Below are 16,851 nucleotides of genomic sequence, written 5' to 3'. Positions count from 1 at the left end.
CACTGCCAATAAAAATGAGCAGTGTTTTAATGCTTTAATAGAAAAACTAAATTTTTACCAGGTTAATTCACCTTTCATTACTTCAACAAAATCATCGAATAAGTAACGCGAATCGTGTGGACCTGGTGAAGATTCTGGGTGATATTGAACCGAGAATGCCTTTTTACCTTTAACACGAATACCTTCTATAGATTTATCATTTAAGTTAACATGTGTAATTTCTACTTTATCAGAGTTTCTAACCTCATCAGGAATTACACCAAAACCATGGTTCTGTGAGGTAACCTCGCAGTGGTCTTTGATGATGTTTTTAACCGGGTGGTTTAATCCACGGTGACCGTTAAACATTTTCATGGTGCCGATACCGTTAGCTTCAGCCAACAATTGGTGACCTAAGCATATACCAAATAATGGTTTGTCAACCGCTAAAATTTCTTTGATTGTTTCGACAGCATAAGGCATCACTGAAGGATCGCCAGGGCCGTTTGAAATAAAGTAGCCGTCAGGGCTAAATTTTTCCATTTCGGCAAATGTAGTTTTAGCTGGGAAAACCTGAACGTAGATATCGCGGTTTTCAAAGCTGCGCAAAATGTTTTTCTTGATACCCAGATCAAGGGCTGCCACTTTTAAACTTGCTTCAGGGTTGCCGTAAAAATACGGTTCGCTGGTGCTTACTTTAGAAGACAGCTCTAAACCTTCCATTGATGGTACCTCGGCCAGTTTTTGCTTTAGTTCTTCAAGATTGGTAATTTCAGAAGAGATAATTGCATTCATAGCGCCTTTATCTCTGATATGGCGTACAAGAGCACGTGTATCAATATCTGCAATGGCAACCAGGTTGTCATTTTGGAAATAATCTTGAATAGATTCTGTGGCTTCTTTACGGCTGTAAACGATATTGTAATTTTTGCACACTAAACCAGCAATTTTGATCGAGCCTGATTCGATTTCGTCTTTGTGGATACCATAATTACCAATATGTGCATTGGTGGTAACCATTATCTGTCCAAAATAACTTGGATCTGTGAAAATTTCCTGGTAACCTGTCATCCCGGTATTAAAACAAATTTCGCCAGTGGTAGTTCCAATTTTTCCGGCCGCTTTGCCGTAAAAAACCGTGCCGTCGGCCAGTAATAAAATCGCAGGTAACTTGGTGTAGTTAGTCATGGTAATTACAATATGGATTTTGATTTAAAAAAGAGTTGAAAAAAGAATGGCTGTCGGCCGTAAAGCCGTGTTTGCAGGGTGCAAAAAAAGATGAACATATCCCTTCCATTTCGGGGTACAAAGATAGATTTTTAGATTGGGAATGTAAAGAGAAAAATGAAATAAGGTTGAAGGTGTAGGGTAAGGATGTATTACGGCCTCGTACCTTAAACCTTTTAACTTATGCCTTTTAAAGAAAAAACAATACTTTTGGCAACACAAAACAAATCCTATGTCGGTACATAAAGAAATCAAACGCGTTACCACGCATATTTTACAGGAAATGAAAGAACGTGGTGAGAAAATATCGATGCTAACGGCTTACGATTATTCGATGGCAACCATTTTGGATGATGCAGGTTTAGATGTTTTATTGGTTGGCGATTCCGCTTCTAATGTAATGGCTGGTCATGAAACAACTTTGCCCATCACGTTAGATCAGATGATCTATCATGCTGCATCCGTAATCAGAGCGGTTAAACGTGCGTTTGTTGTAGTCGATTTGCCTTTCGGCTCCTATCAGGGAAATTCGAAAGAAGCTTTGAATTCAGCGATCAGGATTATGAAAGAATCAGGTGCTCATGGTGTTAAACTGGAAGGCGGAGAAGAAATTATCGAATCTGTTCAGCGAATTATTACAGCAGGAATTCCGGTAATGGGCCATTTGGGTTTAACCCCTCAATCCATTTATAAATTTGGAACTTATACTGTTCGGGCGAAGGAAGAAGAAGAAGCAAATAAGTTAAAAACTGACGTTTTGGCTTTACAGGCCGCTGGATGTTTTGCCATTGTATTGGAAAAAATCCCTGCTGCACTAGGTAAAGAGGTTAGTGAAAGTTTAAATATTCCAACCATTGGTATCGGTGCCGGCCCACACTGCGACGGACAGGTTTTGGTGGTAAATGATATGATTGGTTTAACCAAAGGATTTAAACCCCGCTTTTTGCGCCAGTATATCAATCTTTACGACGAAATTTTAGGTGCGGCACAATCTTACATCCGCGATGTAAAGGGAAATGATTTTCCGAACGAAAAAGAACAGTACTAAGTTTAGAGTTGGGCGTTTTGTGTTTGGAGTGGTTTCAAATGCAGATAAATTATCCCACTTTAAACAATTAAAAAGCTAACCGATCAAACAATCAACTTTTGCATTAGACGTTTGCTTTATCAAATGAACTAATGACGGATGAACCAATGAACTAACAGATGCCAATTACCGATAACGACATCCTTTTTGAAGATAATCATTTAATCGCTATTAATAAAAGAGCGGGCGATATTGTGCAGGTTGATGAAACCGGCGATGAGCCATTGGACGAGCAGGTAAAAAAGTATATCGCCAAAAAGTACAACAAACCCAATGGTGCTTTTTTAGGTGTGGTACATCGTTTGGATAGACCCGTAAGTGGTGTAATTCTGTTTGCTAAAACCAGTAAGGCTTTAGAACGTATGAATGCCGTTTTCAAAAATAGGGAGGTTAAAAAAACTTATTGGGCAGTGGTAAAGAACAAACCGGAGAAGGAATCGGCTACTTTGGTACATTGGCTAGTTAAAAATCCGCAGAAAAATGTAGTTTCTTATTATAATACTGAAGTTAACGGCAGTCAGCGGGCAGAACTTTCTTATAAAGTAAAGGCCAAAGTAGGCGATTATTATCTTTTGGAAGTTGATCCTTTAACTGGTCGTTCGCACCAGATTAGGGTTCAGCTTTCCTCTATGGGTTGCCCGATTATGGGCGATAATAAATATGGTTATCCACGCGGAAGCAGAAAGGGAAGTATCTGTCTGCATGCACGTAGGTTACAGTTTATACACCCCGTAAAAAAAGAACCCGTAAACATATTCGCCAGATTACCTGTTGATGGGTTTTGGGAAAGATTTGAGGATTTATAGCCTAATCTTCAGGAAAGGTAAATTCATCACTTCCCGGGATATTTGTGTGATAATTTTTGAAGTTACCGTCATTTCGAGCGAAGTGCAACAAAGTTGAGTAATCTATGATATTAGACAACAGATTTCTCCCCGCCTGTACGGGCGCGCACTGCGGTCGAAATGACGAATGTTGGGCTGAGATGACCAGTTATCATTTACAATCAATTTTTTCAAAAGTCATCGATCCATCGAACTTCAGCTTGCTCAGGTCTTTAAACTTGCTTTCTCCATTTACTTCCTGTACATCACCAAATCCTTCTGCGAGCTGATTGCCTTTTTTTAGAAAGGCCACTTCTCTTACTGATGTTTTGCCTTCAGATTGAAAGGTGTAATTTGCAATGATGGTATCGCCCTTTACAATACCGGCTATTGTACCGGCATTTTTATCTTTTTCGAATAAATTATAGCCTAGCGTACCGGTTAGTTTATTGTCCACTTTTTTTAAGGAAAGCGTAGCGGTATCGCGGTTTTTAATGTATTGGTAACACTGAACCGAATCAGTTGTAACCGCTGCATTGGCTACAATGGTCGAATCGATTTTGGCCTGCGTTTTCTTAGCCGTTCCGCCCTGGCAAGATGCCATAAATACAGCGGCGGCTCCTAGTATGGGGATAATGTTTTTCATGACAATATGTTTTCTACTTATCAGATTGGTTTAATATCAAGCAAAGCCCCTGCCAAAATATTACGCTGATTCGATCTTAAAATTAAAATTCAGACTATGATACAGCTGGGTTATTATCAGCAACTCTTATATTGAAAAAGATAAGGAAATACTGGTTCCTTTTTGTTCTTCTGACTTGATATCAACATCTATTTTATGGAACCGGGCAATACTTTGTACAATGGCGAGTCCCAAACCAAAGCCATTTTCTTCTGAATTTCCCCTTTTAAAACGATCAAAAGCATTTTCTACCAGTTCTTCGCTCATACCTGTTCCGGTATCGCTGATGGTGAGGATGTATTTTTCGCTTTCGGCTTTATCGGTTATGGTAATCGTTCCGTGATCGACGTTGTATTTAATCGCATTATTGATGATATTGATCAAAAGTGTGTGTATTAGCGCTTTATTTCCCGTAAAATGAAAGTCTTCTGAGAGCTGGGCGCTGTAACTGATATTTTTATCGGCTATCCGATCTTCCAGATCCTCGTATATATCATCAATTTCTTGTTTAAGGCTAATTTCTTCGGTTTTTAGGTACTGATTGTTTTCAACTTTTGAAATGAGTAGCAAGCTATTGATAATGAGCTTTAAGCGGTTCAGTGTTTTTAATGAGGCATATATTTTATTTTCATGCTCTTCCGGAATATCTGGTGTGCTGAGCATATTTTCAAACCGTGTACTCAAAATCGAAATTGGGGTGAGCAACTCGTGCGAAACGTTAGCAATAAACTGCTTTTCTAAAGCGAAAAGTGTATTTATTTTGCGCATTAACGAATTTATGCTATTATCAAGGATTTTAAAATCGCTGGTGCTGGTGGGAATGTTCTGGTAATTATAATGACTGGGATCGTCAACGAGGTTGATCTTTTTATCAATAATGCGATAAAATGGTTTAAGTAAAAAGTTAGAAAAAGTGTAATCGGCTATCAACGTAATCAACAATGCCGCAACAAGTACAATCAACATATAAAAACGGATTGAATTTTTAATTGACTGAAGTGCTGTCATGGTTTCTCCAATCTCCAGGTTGTACCAGTTTTTATGATAAGAGAATTTATAGTTTAAAATGCGGTATACTTCAATATCACCCTCAATTTCTCTTTTTTCGGTATATACCTTTGCAGTAGAATCCTTTTGATTGTCAGGAAGGACAGTTAATACAATAAATTCTTCCTTTAAAATATTATAATCGGTAAATGATTGCTCTTTATTTAAAAGGCTATCAACCTCATTATCATTCAAATGTTTGATAATTTTGTTCTTCTTTTTAATTAAACGGTTATCAAGCTGGTTGTAGGCCAGTCGATCTAATGAAAAAAGAATAATAGCACCCAATAGCAGTATAATGGCAACTTTGGTTACTGCATTATATAAAGAAAACTTAACCTGTAACTTCATGCTAATGGATGATGTTTTATGTAAGATGGATGAAGGTTTATCTGCGGTTGGATATTGCCCTTATTGCTAACCAGCAGGCGCCTATCCCTAATTTACCTGAGGGCTCACAGTTAAATGGCATCTGATTTTAACTATAAATGCTGGTATACTTATACATTATTTGGCTATAGTTTATCAATAATTAAATTATATATAAGCCCTTTTTATTTTAAGACCTCTTACACCTGACTTCCCGGATCTCAGCAATTAATTCTATAACCTATACTTCTTACCGTTTCAAACCAATCTATTGGTGTAACCCCGGCGAGTTTTTTCCGAAGATTTTTAACATGTACATCTACAAAATTGGAGTCAGAGTTAACTTCTAAAATATCACCCCAAACATGTTCCGTTAAACTCATTCTGGATACCACCCGGTTTTTGTTCAATACCAAATAGTTAAATATTTCGAACTCTTTTTTGGTCAGGTTTAATCTTTCATCGCCATAAGAAACCGTTCTGTTCTGGATATTAAGCAGGAAATTATGAATGTTTACCTCGTTTTTATCTAATTTATGTTTTCTACGCGTGATAGCATGCATACGCGCTAAAAGTTCGTTTAGTGAAAACGGCTTTGGCAAATAATCATCTGCACCCTCATCCAGACCTTTGATCCGGTCATCAACTGCACTACGTGCCGTTAAAATGATTACGGCATCATCGCGGTCTTTCATGGCTTTCAGTTGCTTCAAAATTTCAAAACCATCACCATCGGGCAAGCCCAGGTCTAATAAAATGAAATCATAGTTATTTACAAAAATTTTCTCTTCAGCAGAAGATTTTTTCCAGGCATGCTCTACAATAAATCCTTCTTTACTGAGGAATTCATCCATTTCAAGCGCCAGGCTTTTTTCATCTTCAACAATTAATACATTCATTTCAGCTAACAGTTAGTAGTTTTATCTTTCAGCATTTTAAGCTGTGCCTTATGCTATTTACCCTGCAACTAAGTTAATATTTTTTAGGATGGTCTTACAAGCTTCTTTAATTTCTTCTTTTGTAATAATCAGGGGAGGGGCTATCCGCATAGAATTGCTGCAATGTAAAAACCAGTCTGACAGTACGCCGTCCAAAATACAGGCATCGATAATCTTTTTATTGATTTCAAAATTTTCAAATTCAACAGCAAGCATTAAACCTTCACCCCTGATTTCTTTAATGGCAGGATGTTTTAAAAGCTGTTTAAATAACCGGCCTTTTTCTTCTACTTCCTCAACAATATGATCATCTACCAAGGTACGCAAAGTGGCTAATCCGGCAGCACAGCAAACCGGATGACCTCCAAAGGTCGTCATATGGCCCAGGATCGGTGTATGTGATAAGACTGACATGATCTCTAACGAACTGATAAAAGCGCCGATTGGCATGCCACCGCCAATACCTTTTGCCAATAGCAGTACATCCGGCACCACATGATAATGCTCAAAGGCAAACATTTTGCCGCTGCGGCCAAAACCTGATTGTATTTCGTCGAAAATCAATAAGGTACCCATTTCTGTGCATTTGGCCCGTAAAGCGCTCATGTAGTTTAAATCGGCAACCCTTACTCCGGCTTCACCTTGTATAGGCTCAATAAAAACAGCGGCAATATCTGAAGTGATCTTTTCCAGATCAGCAAGGTTGTTATGTTCGATAAAACTTACATGAGGTAGGAAAGGACCATAACCAGCTGAATAAAAATCGCTTTCCATTAAACTTTCGGCACCCTGGGTACTACCATGATAAGCATTTTTACAAGCTATAAAACCTTTGCGGCCGGTATAACGTTTGGCGAGTTTCATAGCGCCTTCCACAGCCTCGGTTCCGGAGTTTAAAAAATAGGTACAACTTAAGGTTGGGGGTAAAATATCGGCTAAGGCCTTGGCAAAATTCACTTGCGGGCTTTGCACATACTCGCCATAAACCATCAGGTGCATATAGGTTTCTGCCTGATCTTGAATGGCTTTTACCACTGCAGGATGGCAATGGCCAATATTACTTACTCCGATACCGGCAATAAGATCAATGTGTTTTTTATTCTCCGCATCGTAGATGTAGATTCCTTTTGCCCTTACAAATTCGAGCATCAGTGGCTCCGGAGAGGTTTGTGCATTGTGTTGTAAAAACAACTGACGTTGGGTAAGCATGGCACAAAAGTAAGTAAATGAAGGGTGCTTTTAACAAAAAAGACCTACATTGTTGTAAGTCTTTTTTTTATGGTTTTTGGCCACCCCTGTATTTGTTGAGCAATTCGCGTTTAAAACCTTCTTGCGCCCGGTAGAATTTGCCTACAACTTTAATGGGCAAAGAAGATTTGAGCTTGCTATAGTATTTTTTATTGAGATTAAGCTCTCTTTGTTTAAAATCAAACTCACTGGTAATTAAGTTCTGTACCTGCGCATCTGTTAGGTTATCAATTTCATCAACTTTTCTGAAAGAAATCATTTTCTGCATGCGTTCTTTATGCAGGTTATTCAGTTCTGCCTGCATATTGTTATAAATCGGCCAAAATATCTTGGCCTCTTCTGGCGATAAATCCAGTTTTTGAGTGAAAAATGCTATTTTAAGCGATTCTATTTCTTCTCCCCTTGGTCTTTGTGCCAGTAAGGTAGTGGGTAACAAAAACATTAAAGCAACAAAAAGTAAATTCTTCATTTCTGTATTAATTGTTTAGTTCCTGAGCTAAATCCCCTGAGGAGAAATTGTTCAAGATATAGTTTTCCATTTCTGTATCTGACGCAGAAGTATTTTTAATATTAGATGATGTGGTGTTTTGTGTTTCTAAATGATCAATGATGGTACTTTCGTCAATATCATATAACAGCTGCTCATTTGCCGTTGCCTCTGCAGATTGTACCTGTTTAGAGGTAGTAGTTGTGCCATTCTGGTAAAAGTAAATACCAAACGAGGCCATTAATAAAAAACAGGCGGCACTTGCATATTTAACAATGTTCCGTTTCCATAAAGGGACAATCCTTGCCTCTTTTTTAGGTTGTGATGTTGCAATCCTGTCGGTAATCTTACTTTGTAAAGTATCAAAATAGTTTTCAGGCACTGAAAAAGTGTTTTCTGCCTTAGGCATTTCAGACAGTGCGATTCTGGTTGCTATCCGTTCCGTTAAATTTTCAAAATAATGCTGCGGAACTTCAAAATCATTGTTAATTGTTTTCTGCTTTAATCCGTTTAAGAATATAGCAGAAAAAATGCCCTCTTCACCATTTTCGAAATATCCATCAGGAACAGAGAAAGGTTGATGTTTCTCCATTGCCGCAAGTGCAGGAGCTTCATTCATCCAATCTTTATTTTCTATATTTTCGTTCATCACAGATATATGATACAATTAATGCGAAAAGGTTTAATAGTCTATTTCATCATTTGTAATAAAAGCTTCAACTTTTTTTGCAGCGATGTGAAATGACGCTTTGAGTGCTCCTACAGAGGTGCCTAATACTTCTGAAATTTCTTCATATTTCATATCATCAAAATATTTCATGTTGAAGATAATCCGTTGTTTTTCAGGTAGGGTGAGAATGGCTTTTTGCAGTTTAAGCTGGAGCTTGTCGCCGTTAAAATATGATGACGCTACCAGATTATCAGCCAGTTCGGATGATACCTCATCCAAAGGGGTATTGTTCCGCTGCTTTTGTTTATTTAAGAACGTGATCGATTCGTTGGTGGCAATGCGGTAAATCCAGGTATAAAGCTGGGAGTCATTTCTAAATTTATCAAGATTTTTCCACACTTTAACAAACACTTCCTGCAAAAGATCATCGCAATCATCATGGTTTAAAACCAGCCTGCGAATGTGCCAATATATTTTTTGCTGGTATTTTTTTAGTAACAGGTTAAAGGCTTCATTACGCGTTTGCTCAACGGCAAACATGGCAAGAATTTCTGAATCTTCAACTTGTTTCATGATATATAGATTTGAGATGTGAGAATGGCGATATGAGATTTGATGTATATTTCAAACCTCATATCTGATTTCTCAAATCTATTTTTTTCTGCCAATTACTTTCTGAGCTGCTTCAACAATGTTTACAGCATCTAAACCATATTTAGACATCAATTGATCTGGTGTTCCGCTTTCGCCAAAAGTATCATTAGTGGCTACAAACTCTTGCGGAGTTGGCAATTCGGTAGTTAGCAAACGCGCTACGCTTTCGCCCAATCCGCCAAATTTATTGTGCTCTTCACAAGTAACCACACATCCCGTTTTCTTAACTGATTTTAAGATGGCTTCATCATCCAAAGGTTTAATAGTATGGATATTGATAATTTCGGCATCGATACCCAATTCAGCTAATTTTTCACCAGCCTCGATCGCTTTCCAAACCATATGGCCGGTAGCAATAATGGTCACATCTGTTCCTTCATTAACCATCCAGGCTTTACCGATCTCGAATTTTTGATCCGGATCTGTAAATACCGGGATTACCGGACGGCCGAAACGTAAATAAACCGGACCTTCGTACTCGGCAATAGCCAAAGTTGCTGCTTTGGTCTGGTTATAATCGCAAGGATTGATTACGACCATGCCGGGCAACATTTTCATTAAGCCAATATCTTCCAGAATTTGGTGTGTTGCTCCATCTTCCCCTAAAGTTAATCCGGCGTGAGATGCGCAGATCTTAACGTTTTTGTTAGAATAAGCTACCGATTGACGGATCTGATCATAAACACGGCCAGTAGAGAAGTTGGCAAAAGTACCTGTAAAAGGAATTTTACCGCCAATAGTCATCCCTGCTGCAATACCGATCATGTTTGCTTCTGCAATACCAACCTGTGTAAAACGCTCAGGAAAATCTTTGATAAAAGCATCCATTTTAAGCGATCCAACTAAATCGGCACACAAGGCAACCACATTTTCGTTCTTCTTTCCAGCTTCATGTAAGCCAGCTCCAAAACCCGAACGTGTATCTTTTTTTTCTGTATATGTATATTTTTTCATTTTGTTTCAGATATGAGATTTGAGATTTTAGATGTGAGATCAGGCGAACAATCGTCTCAAATCTCATATCTATTGTCTCAAATCTAATTTAATAGTCCCCTAAAGTTTCTGGTAATTGCGCTAAAGCGGCAGCTAATTGCTCATCATTTGGCGCTGTACCGTGCCATTTGTGAGAACCCATCATATAATCTACACCAGCGCCCATTTGCGTACTCATTAGATTTAAGATCGGTTTACCTTTTCCGGTTAGGGTTTTAGCATAGTGTAAACCTTCAACGATCGATTGCATATCATTACCATCTGTATTGATTACATGCCATCCGAAAGCTTCAAATTTATCCTGCAAACTGTCTAAAGAAAGTACTTTCTTGGTAGGACCATCAATCTGTTGACCATTATAATCGACACTGCAGATTAAGCGGTCTAACTCATGAAAAGGGGCGAACATGGCTGCTTCCCAGTTTTGACCTTCTTGTAGCTCGCCATCACCATGCAGGGTAAAAACGTATGAATGATCACCATTTAACCTTTTAGTTAAAGCAGCACCAATAGCTACCGACATGCCCTGGCCCAATGAGCCGGAAGCCACACGGATTCCCGGTAAATGTTCGTGGGTTGTAGGATGACCCTGCAATCTCGAATCCAGTTTACGGAAAGTGGCCAGTTCACTTTTATCAAAATAACCGGCATGTGCCAGTGTACTGTACCAAACCGGAGAAATATGACCGTTAGATAGGAAAAATAAATCTTCGCCAATACCGTCCATACTAAAATCTTTATTGTGATTTAACACTTCAAAATACAGGGCGGTAAAAAAATCGGCGCAACCCAATGAACCACCAGGGTGGCCAGATTGACATCCGTGAACCATTCTTACGATATCTCTTCTGATTTGAGACGCAATATCTTCTAGCTCTTTAATTGTATGTTTCATTAAAATAAGAGGTTGTTGTTACATAACAAAGGTAATATTTTACCTGCTATATCATAACTAGTTATTGATTAAATTGAGTACTTGTTGGGTAGCGTTTTTGGTGTCGACTTTTTTAATGATATGGATAATTTTTCCATCGCCATCTATCACGAAAGTAGCGCGAACGGTACCCATGTATTTCTTGCCATACATGTTCTTTTCTGCCCAAACTCCATAGTCATTTACGATTTTCTGATCAGTATCTGCCAATAGGGTAAATGGCAGGTTATGTTTGGTTGCAAACTTTTGATGCGATTTTTCATCATCAACGCTTACGCCTAAAACAACAATGCCTTTGGCCTGTAAACCTTGATAATTGTCTCTAAAATCGCAGGCTTCAGCGGTACAACCCGGGGTATCATCTTTAGGATAAAAGTAAAGTACAACGGTTTTACCTTTATAATCGCTTAATGAAACGTCGTTTCCATTTTGATCTTTTGAGGTAATTGCAGGTGCCTGATCACCTTCTTTTAATTCTGCCATATGTAAAATGATTGAATATTTATGTTAATGGATCTGTTAATTAATGCTGCAATGTAAACAGTTTAAATTAGTATCCTGTTCGATGGGATTTAAAAGATGACATTTTAAAACATTTTTACCACTTATTTGGAAAAATTTATCGTGTATCGTCTTGTATTTTCTTTCATATCTGTAACCACCAGTTCAAACGAATGCTTGCCTGATGAAGTTCGCTCATCAAAGCTATGCCAAAGGGTTGCCGTTTTGGCATCAAATTCCATTAATATCCATTTTCCATCAATGTAGCCATTAAAACTTTTTATTCCGGATAGATTATCGCTGATCTTTAACATTATTTTAGATAAACCTGCCATATTTTTTCCAGCCGAAATATTTACAGGAACTATTCTAGGTGCAATAGTGTCGGTAGCAATGTAAAAACTGCCAAAATTTTTGGGTGTAGCTTTAATATAACCGTTCTCAAAAAAGCCACCCTGTGATGAGCCGTTAGCATTTACAATCAGGGCCTTACTCCTGAGGTTTTCTGGAAGTTGATCGGCCTTGATCGAGAGTCCGAATCCGATATGTAATGGCGTATATCTGTTGTGAATCTGATGCACAGCCGACCAGGCATTACCTGCTGGTTTGGGCAACTTTTTATAAGTAAAGTTTAAATCGCTGTACAATGTCCCGATGGGGAGAACCACTTTAATCTCATCGGTGTTTAATTCATTTACTTTGTTGTAAGGATAAATTATGCCGGTAGGAACAATAGGGGCAGTAACAGCTGCTAAACCTGCATTTACCGTAAAAGGGAGAACAGAAGAGTTTCCTTTCGAATCGGTAATGATGTAGCGAAGCTGGTGTGAAGCACCATCATTGAAATTAATTTTGCCACTGTTTACCAAGCCACTATAAATTTTTAAGGGATTTCCAGGTTCAACAAAACTTTTCTGAATACTTCTTTTTGTATTTAAGTAGGTAGGATAGTCGATATGCGAATTAATGGCTTTACTGTCTTCGAAGGCAAAACGTTCAAGAGCAGAAGTATAAATTTTCTTGCCGTCCAGCTCCAATTGAATAGAATACACACCATTGGTGCCTGATAATCCATTATGCCTGTCAGTTACCACGATACCGAAACCAACTTCGCCTGTTAAACTGATGGGGGCAGTGGTTTTATAACTGCCGTTTGCACCGCTAATGCCAATAGCCTGTTTTGGTGTATTTTCGTTAAAGGTTTTGCCGTTTAAACGATATACGTACAGTCCATGGATAACAGGAGGGATATTATCAGGAATGATGATCCCGAAGAACTGCGGATTGATGGTTTCTTCAGTTTTCGTATCTCTGATTTCGAAATGTAAATGTGGGCCCCCAGAGCTGCCACGGTTGCCAGACCAGGCAATGATTTCGCCTTTATGTACCGGAATTAATGTGGCATCAGGAAATTCATCTAGCTCAAACGACTTTTTTTCATATTCAAGATTTTTAACAATCGTGGCAATTTTCGGAGCGAAACGTTGTAAGTGGCCGTAAACTGTAGTAAAACCGTTTGCATGGTTGATGTAGAGTGCCTGCCCAAAACCACTGTTCTGTACCCTCAACCTCGAAATATATCCATCTGCAACTGCATAAACAGGATAACCTTCACGCTGATTGGTCCTGAAATCGATGCCGGAATGAAAGTGATTACCCCTGATTTCTCCAAAAGAACCTGCCAGTGCAGGAGGGGTAATATCTAAAGGCTGTCGGAAATCGGTAATCGGATATTTATTGGTACTGAAAATCTGCTGTGCCCGAACAAAGGACGACGCAGTTAAAAGGCAGATAGTAATGGAAATTTTAATGTATCGGATTGGGTTGCTAATCATTCGTTACTTAACATCAAAATTCAAAAGTTGTTTTCCTTCCAACCAGGCTTCCAGCTTGTCTCCTCTGTTTATTTTTCCAACGCCCTGAGGTGTGCCGGTAAAAATTAAATCGCCTTTTTTTAAGGTAATGTATTGAGAAACAAAGCTGATTATCTTCTCGAACGAGAATAACAAATCTTTAGTATGCCCAATCTGACGGCTTTCACCATTTATCTTTAATTCAAAATTTAAATCATAAAGATCTTTGTAATCGCTTTTAGGCAAAAAAATACTGATTGGTGCTGAATTGTCGAATGCCTTAGCCAGCTCCCAGGGCAATCCTTTTTCTTTGTGTTTTGCCTGGATATCACGTGCGGTAAAATCGATGCCCAAGCCCACTTCATCATAATAGTTAGTCGCAAATTTCTCAGCAATGTGTTTTCCTTCCTTACAGATTTTGAGCACTACCTCAAGTTCGTAATGTACATCATCAGAAAAATCAGGAAGATAAAAAGGTTTATTGTCTTTTAATACGGCTGTATCAGGCTTCAGGAAAATTACCGGACTACTGGGAACCGGGTTGTTCAATTCTTTTGCGTGTTCTGCATAATTTCTGCCAATGGCGATGATTTTCATTCTTAATTATAATATATGAGAAAATAAACGGGGATTAATCCGCATCAATCAAAAATAGAAAAGAAAATGGTGTTATAAAACTGAGATCCGTTTTACCTGGCTTTCTGAACCGGCAATAACCCTTAAAAAGTAAATGCCTGGATTTATTCTGTTAGGAACGATGAAGTTTTTATTATGTTCACCTGCATTTAAACGTTCATTTAAAAGCGTTGCCACCTCATTTCCCAACAAATCGATGATTTTAATCGTAGTCTGAGTACCATCTTTTCCGATAGATAAGATGATATTTAACTGATCTTCTACCGGATTAGGATATATTTTTAAGATGCTTAACAGTTTATCTTTCGGTACAACTGTTGCGTTTTTAGGTACTGTAGAAGAAGTGTTGAACATTCCTGAACTACCAACAGTCATAAAAAGTGGTTTGTAAGGCGTAATATTAGCTTTAATTTCAGGGATTCGGCTGGTTTTTTTTGTTCTGCTTTTTAAGCTGATATGAATGCTGTCTGTTTGTTGCGACCAAGAATTTAAGCTGCATAACAAAATAATGCACCATGTGCATACTAGTTTTGTGAGCAACGTTATCTTAGTGTAGAGTTTCATCAAATTGGTATAGCAAATGTATTAATTTAAAACAAAGAAATTAAACATTTTGTTTAAAACCCATAATTTAACACAATTTAACAATAAATTTTAATTTTCATAGTGTTAAAAATACACAATAATTTGGTTGTTAAATTGTTATACTTAGTTTACTTTTGCCGCACTAAATAATCAACGAAGTGTCAAATCATAAAAATGTCAACGCATTAACCGCGGGCGGTGTTCTAATTAGTTTAGGAATTGTATTTGGAGACATTGGTACATCACCCCTTTATACTTTAAATGCAATTTTCACCACAATTTTAGGAGGGAAGCAAGATATCAATCCAATAAATGTTTTGGGCGTTTTATCCTGCATCATTTGGACATTAACTTTACAAACTACTGTTAAGTATGTTATCATTACCCTTAGGGCCGATAACAAGGGCGAGGGCGGTATTTTCTCTTTATTTTCACTGGTACGCAAAAAAGCTAAGTGGTTGGTGGTGCCGGCGGTTGTAGGTGGCTGTGCGTTGCTTGCCGATGGCGTTATAACCCCCAGTATTACGGTAACATCAGCCATTGAGGGGCTTACCAACAAATTTGAGGTACCCGTTATTCCCATTGTAATAAGCATTTTAACCATTCTGTTCATTATCCAGCAGTTTGGAACCAACCTTGTCGGGAAATTATTTGGCCCGGTCATGTTTGTTTGGTTCGCTGTTTTGGGTATTTTGGGTGTGTCTTTTATAGTTAAGGATTTAAGCATTCTAAAGGCGTTCAATCCTTATTATGCCATTCATTTATTGGTGACCAATAAGTTGGCATTTTTAATTCTCGGCGGTGTATTTCTATGTACAACAGGGGCCGAGGCTTTATATTCTGATTTGGGCCACTGCGGCAGAAATAACATTAGAATCAGCTGGATTTTTGTGAAACTCACGCTTATCCTAAATTATTTGGGGCAGGGCGTTTGGATTTTGCAAAACAGCGGGAATTATATTCCCGGGGCAAAAATGAATCCATTTTTCCAGATCGTTCCCGGCCAGTTTCAGATCCCAATGGTTATACTGGCTACAATGGCGGCGGTGATTGCCAGTCAGGCTTTAATTAGTGGCTCCTTTACCTTAATTGCTGAGGCAGTACGATTAAACCTCTGGCCAAAAATTAAGATTATTTATCCATCAGTTTCCAAAGGCCAGTTATATGTGCCATCTATCAACTGGATGTTGTGGATTGGTTGCTGTAGCATTGTGCTGTGGTTTCAAAAAGCAGAGAGAATGGATGCGGCCTATGGTTTATCAATCACCATAGCGATGTTGATGACGACCATTTTGGTGAGTTTTTATTTAAGAAGCAGGCGTTTTCCAAAATATTTAATCGCTTTATTCTTCTTTACCTATCTTATTATTGAGGGTACATTTTTGATTAGTAATTTAACCAAGTTCTTACACGGTGGCTGGGTAACCGTATTAATTGGTTCGTTATTGTTTACGGTAATGTGGAGTTGGTTTGTAGCCCGTAAAATCAAAAACCGTTTTGTTAAATATGTAGAAATTGAAGATTACTACCAGATTTTAACCGAATTGAGCAGTGATGAATCAGTTCCGAAATACTCCTCGCAGTTGGTTTATTTAACGAGTGCCAATTTTAAAACGGAAATCGAATCGAAAATTATTTATTCCATTATTCAAAAAGAGCCAAAACGTGCCGACGTGTATTGGTTAGTGCATGTTGACGTGATGGATGAGCCGTATACCATGGATTATAAAGTTGAATTTCTGATTCCGGGAAAGTTGATCAGGATTGATTTTAGGCTAGGGTTCAGAATTGAGCAACGGGTAAATTTATTGTACCGTAAAGTGGTTGAAGAGTTGGTGAAAAATGGCGAGATTGATATTACCAGTCAGTATACCTCGTTAAACAAGCATAAAATTGCCGGCGATTTCAGGTTTGTACTTTTGGAAAAACATTTATCGAAATTTACCAAATTGAGTTTTTACGAGAGACAGATTATGGACTACTATTTTATCCTTAAAAAATTAAGTTTATCCGAAGAGCGAAGTTTTGGTTTGGATAGCAGTTATGTGGATGTAGAGAAAGTGCCATTAATTTTCGTTACACCAGATGATATTGAGTTAAATAGATTGCCGGTTTAATTGATGAGGAAAGCGAT

Annotated in this window: 17 protein-coding genes; 3 read left to right on the top strand and 14 right to left on the bottom strand. The window is 38.1% G+C overall.

From position 1 onward, the window contains the following. Positions 1-54 precede the first annotated feature (54 nt). A complete protein-coding gene (gene carA / locus ACK1I8_RS13215) occupies positions 55-1,167 on the bottom strand; it encodes a glutamine-hydrolyzing carbamoyl-phosphate synthase small subunit (protein WP_412465839.1) in 1,113 nt (370 codons plus the stop codon). Between the two features lie 271 nt (positions 1,168-1,438). On the opposite strand from carA, the gene panB reads away from it, so the two are divergent. Both panB and ACK1I8_RS13205 read left to right on the top strand, forming a co-directional pair. After that, positions 1,439-2,254 (top strand): 3-methyl-2-oxobutanoate hydroxymethyltransferase, encoded by an 816-nt coding sequence (panB, locus tag ACK1I8_RS13210; protein ID WP_412465838.1) that lies wholly within the window; start codon positions 1,439-1,441, stop codon positions 2,252-2,254. Positions 2,255-2,412: 158 nt separating this feature from the next. Next, on the top strand, positions 2,413-3,099 hold the full coding sequence (locus tag ACK1I8_RS13205; RefSeq protein WP_412465837.1) for an RluA family pseudouridine synthase: 687 nt from the start codon (positions 2,413-2,415) through the stop codon (positions 3,097-3,099). Positions 3,100-3,289: 190 nt separating this feature from the next. On the opposite strand, the gene ACK1I8_RS13200 is transcribed toward ACK1I8_RS13205, so the two are convergent. The 13 genes from ACK1I8_RS13200 to ACK1I8_RS13140 all read right to left on the bottom strand — a co-directional run bounded on the left by ACK1I8_RS13200 (position 3,290) and on the right by ACK1I8_RS13140 (position 14,507). After that, a complete protein-coding gene (locus ACK1I8_RS13200) occupies positions 3,290-3,763 on the bottom strand; it encodes a hypothetical protein (RefSeq protein ID WP_412465836.1) in 474 nt (157 codons plus the stop codon). 126 nt (positions 3,764-3,889) lie between these two features. Continuing rightward, positions 3,890-5,200 carry a sensor histidine kinase gene (locus tag ACK1I8_RS13195; protein ID WP_412465835.1) on the bottom strand — a complete coding sequence of 437 codons (1,311 nt, stop codon included), beginning with the start codon at positions 5,198-5,200 and terminating at the stop codon, positions 3,890-3,892. Between the two features lie 239 nt (positions 5,201-5,439). Further along, positions 5,440-6,117, bottom strand: a complete 678-nt coding sequence (locus ACK1I8_RS13190; protein WP_412465834.1) for a response regulator transcription factor — start codon at positions 6,115-6,117, stop codon at positions 5,440-5,442. A gap of 57 nt (positions 6,118-6,174) precedes the next feature. Continuing rightward, a complete protein-coding gene (locus ACK1I8_RS13185; RefSeq protein ID WP_412465833.1) occupies positions 6,175-7,365 on the bottom strand; it encodes an aspartate aminotransferase family protein in 1,191 nt (396 codons plus the stop codon). Between the two features lie 67 nt (positions 7,366-7,432). Further along, positions 7,433-7,873, bottom strand: a complete 441-nt coding sequence (locus ACK1I8_RS13180) for a hypothetical protein (RefSeq protein WP_412465832.1) — start codon at positions 7,871-7,873, stop codon at positions 7,433-7,435. 7 nt (positions 7,874-7,880) lie between these two features. After that, entirely contained in the window at positions 7,881-8,540 is a 660-nt protein-coding gene (locus ACK1I8_RS13175) for a hypothetical protein (RefSeq protein ID WP_412465831.1), read from the bottom strand. A 33-nt stretch (positions 8,541-8,573) separates the two neighbouring features. Continuing rightward, the gene (locus ACK1I8_RS13170) at positions 8,574-9,134 is read right to left on the bottom strand and encodes an RNA polymerase sigma factor (protein WP_412465830.1); all 561 of its coding nucleotides are present in this window, start codon (positions 9,132-9,134) and stop codon (positions 8,574-8,576) included. A 78-nt stretch (positions 9,135-9,212) separates the two neighbouring features. After that, positions 9,213-10,169 carry a transketolase family protein gene (locus ACK1I8_RS13165; RefSeq protein WP_056094733.1) on the bottom strand — a complete coding sequence of 319 codons (957 nt, stop codon included), beginning with the start codon at positions 10,167-10,169 and terminating at the stop codon, positions 9,213-9,215. A gap of 88 nt (positions 10,170-10,257) precedes the next feature. Then, positions 10,258-11,103, bottom strand: coding sequence for a transketolase (locus ACK1I8_RS13160; RefSeq protein ID WP_412465829.1), 846 nt, complete (start codon positions 11,101-11,103; stop codon positions 10,258-10,260). 57 nt (positions 11,104-11,160) lie between these two features. Beyond that, complete coding sequence (bcp, locus tag ACK1I8_RS13155) at positions 11,161-11,625, bottom strand: thioredoxin-dependent thiol peroxidase (RefSeq protein ID WP_412465828.1); 465 nt, start codon at positions 11,623-11,625, stop codon at positions 11,161-11,163. 122 nt (positions 11,626-11,747) lie between these two features. Beyond that, positions 11,748-13,478 (bottom strand): M23 family metallopeptidase, encoded by a 1,731-nt coding sequence (locus ACK1I8_RS13150; protein WP_412465827.1) that lies wholly within the window; start codon positions 13,476-13,478, stop codon positions 11,748-11,750. A gap of 3 nt (positions 13,479-13,481) precedes the next feature. Further along, complete coding sequence (locus ACK1I8_RS13145; protein WP_412465826.1) at positions 13,482-14,093, bottom strand: fumarylacetoacetate hydrolase family protein; 612 nt, start codon at positions 14,091-14,093, stop codon at positions 13,482-13,484. 72 nt (positions 14,094-14,165) lie between these two features. Then, on the bottom strand, positions 14,166-14,507 hold the full coding sequence (locus ACK1I8_RS13140) for a T9SS type A sorting domain-containing protein (RefSeq protein ID WP_412465825.1): 342 nt from the start codon (positions 14,505-14,507) through the stop codon (positions 14,166-14,168). 368 nt (positions 14,508-14,875) lie between these two features. Here ACK1I8_RS13140 and ACK1I8_RS13135 point away from each other — a divergent pair, with 368 nt between their 5' ends. After that, on the top strand, positions 14,876-16,834 hold the full coding sequence (locus tag ACK1I8_RS13135) for a KUP/HAK/KT family potassium transporter (RefSeq protein WP_412465824.1): 1,959 nt from the start codon (positions 14,876-14,878) through the stop codon (positions 16,832-16,834). Positions 16,835-16,851: the final 17 nt, after the last annotated feature.

This window comes from Pedobacter sp. KLB.chiD (assembly GCF_047040275.1).
GTDB lineage: Bacteria > Bacteroidota > Bacteroidia > Sphingobacteriales > Sphingobacteriaceae > Pedobacter.
This window is presented reverse-complemented; position numbering and strand designations above follow the sequence as displayed.

Excerpts from the sequence above, each read along its gene's own strand:
- ACK1I8_RS13160 (WP_412465829.1), bottom strand. The coding sequence starts at position 11,103 with ATGAAACATACAATTAAAGAGCTAGAAGATATTGCGTCTCAAATCAGA.
- ACK1I8_RS13195 (WP_412465835.1), bottom strand. The coding sequence starts at position 5,200 with ATGAAGTTACAGGTTAAGTTTTCTTTATATAATGCAGTAACCAAAGTT.
- bcp (WP_412465828.1), bottom strand. The coding sequence starts at position 11,625 with ATGGCAGAATTAAAAGAAGGTGATCAGGCACCTGCAATTACCTCAAAA.
- ACK1I8_RS13190 (WP_412465834.1), bottom strand. The coding sequence starts at position 6,117 with ATGAATGTATTAATTGTTGAAGATGAAAAAAGCCTGGCGCTTGAAATG.
- ACK1I8_RS13180 (WP_412465832.1), bottom strand. The coding sequence starts at position 7,873 with ATGAAGAATTTACTTTTTGTTGCTTTAATGTTTTTGTTACCCACTACC.
- carA (WP_412465839.1), bottom strand. The coding sequence starts at position 1,167 with ATGACTAACTACACCAAGTTACCTGCGATTTTATTACTGGCCGACGGC.
- ACK1I8_RS13145 (WP_412465826.1), bottom strand. The coding sequence starts at position 14,093 with ATGAAAATCATCGCCATTGGCAGAAATTATGCAGAACACGCAAAAGAA.
- ACK1I8_RS13170 (WP_412465830.1), bottom strand. The coding sequence starts at position 9,134 with ATGAAACAAGTTGAAGATTCAGAAATTCTTGCCATGTTTGCCGTTGAG.
- ACK1I8_RS13140 (WP_412465825.1), bottom strand. The coding sequence starts at position 14,507 with ATGACTGTTGGTAGTTCAGGAATGTTCAACACTTCTTCTACAGTACCT.
- ACK1I8_RS13200 (WP_412465836.1), bottom strand. The coding sequence starts at position 3,763 with ATGAAAAACATTATCCCCATACTAGGAGCCGCCGCTGTATTTATGGCA.
- ACK1I8_RS13150 (WP_412465827.1), bottom strand. The coding sequence starts at position 13,478 with ATGATTAGCAACCCAATCCGATACATTAAAATTTCCATTACTATCTGC.
- ACK1I8_RS13205 (WP_412465837.1), top strand. The coding sequence starts at position 2,413 with ATGCCAATTACCGATAACGACATCCTTTTTGAAGATAATCATTTAATC.
- panB (WP_412465838.1), top strand. The coding sequence starts at position 1,439 with ATGTCGGTACATAAAGAAATCAAACGCGTTACCACGCATATTTTACAG.
- ACK1I8_RS13185 (WP_412465833.1), bottom strand. The coding sequence starts at position 7,365 with ATGCTTACCCAACGTCAGTTGTTTTTACAACACAATGCACAAACCTCT.
- ACK1I8_RS13165 (WP_056094733.1), bottom strand. The coding sequence starts at position 10,169 with ATGAAAAAATATACATATACAGAAAAAAAAGATACACGTTCGGGTTTT.
- ACK1I8_RS13175 (WP_412465831.1), bottom strand. The coding sequence starts at position 8,540 with ATGAACGAAAATATAGAAAATAAAGATTGGATGAATGAAGCTCCTGCA.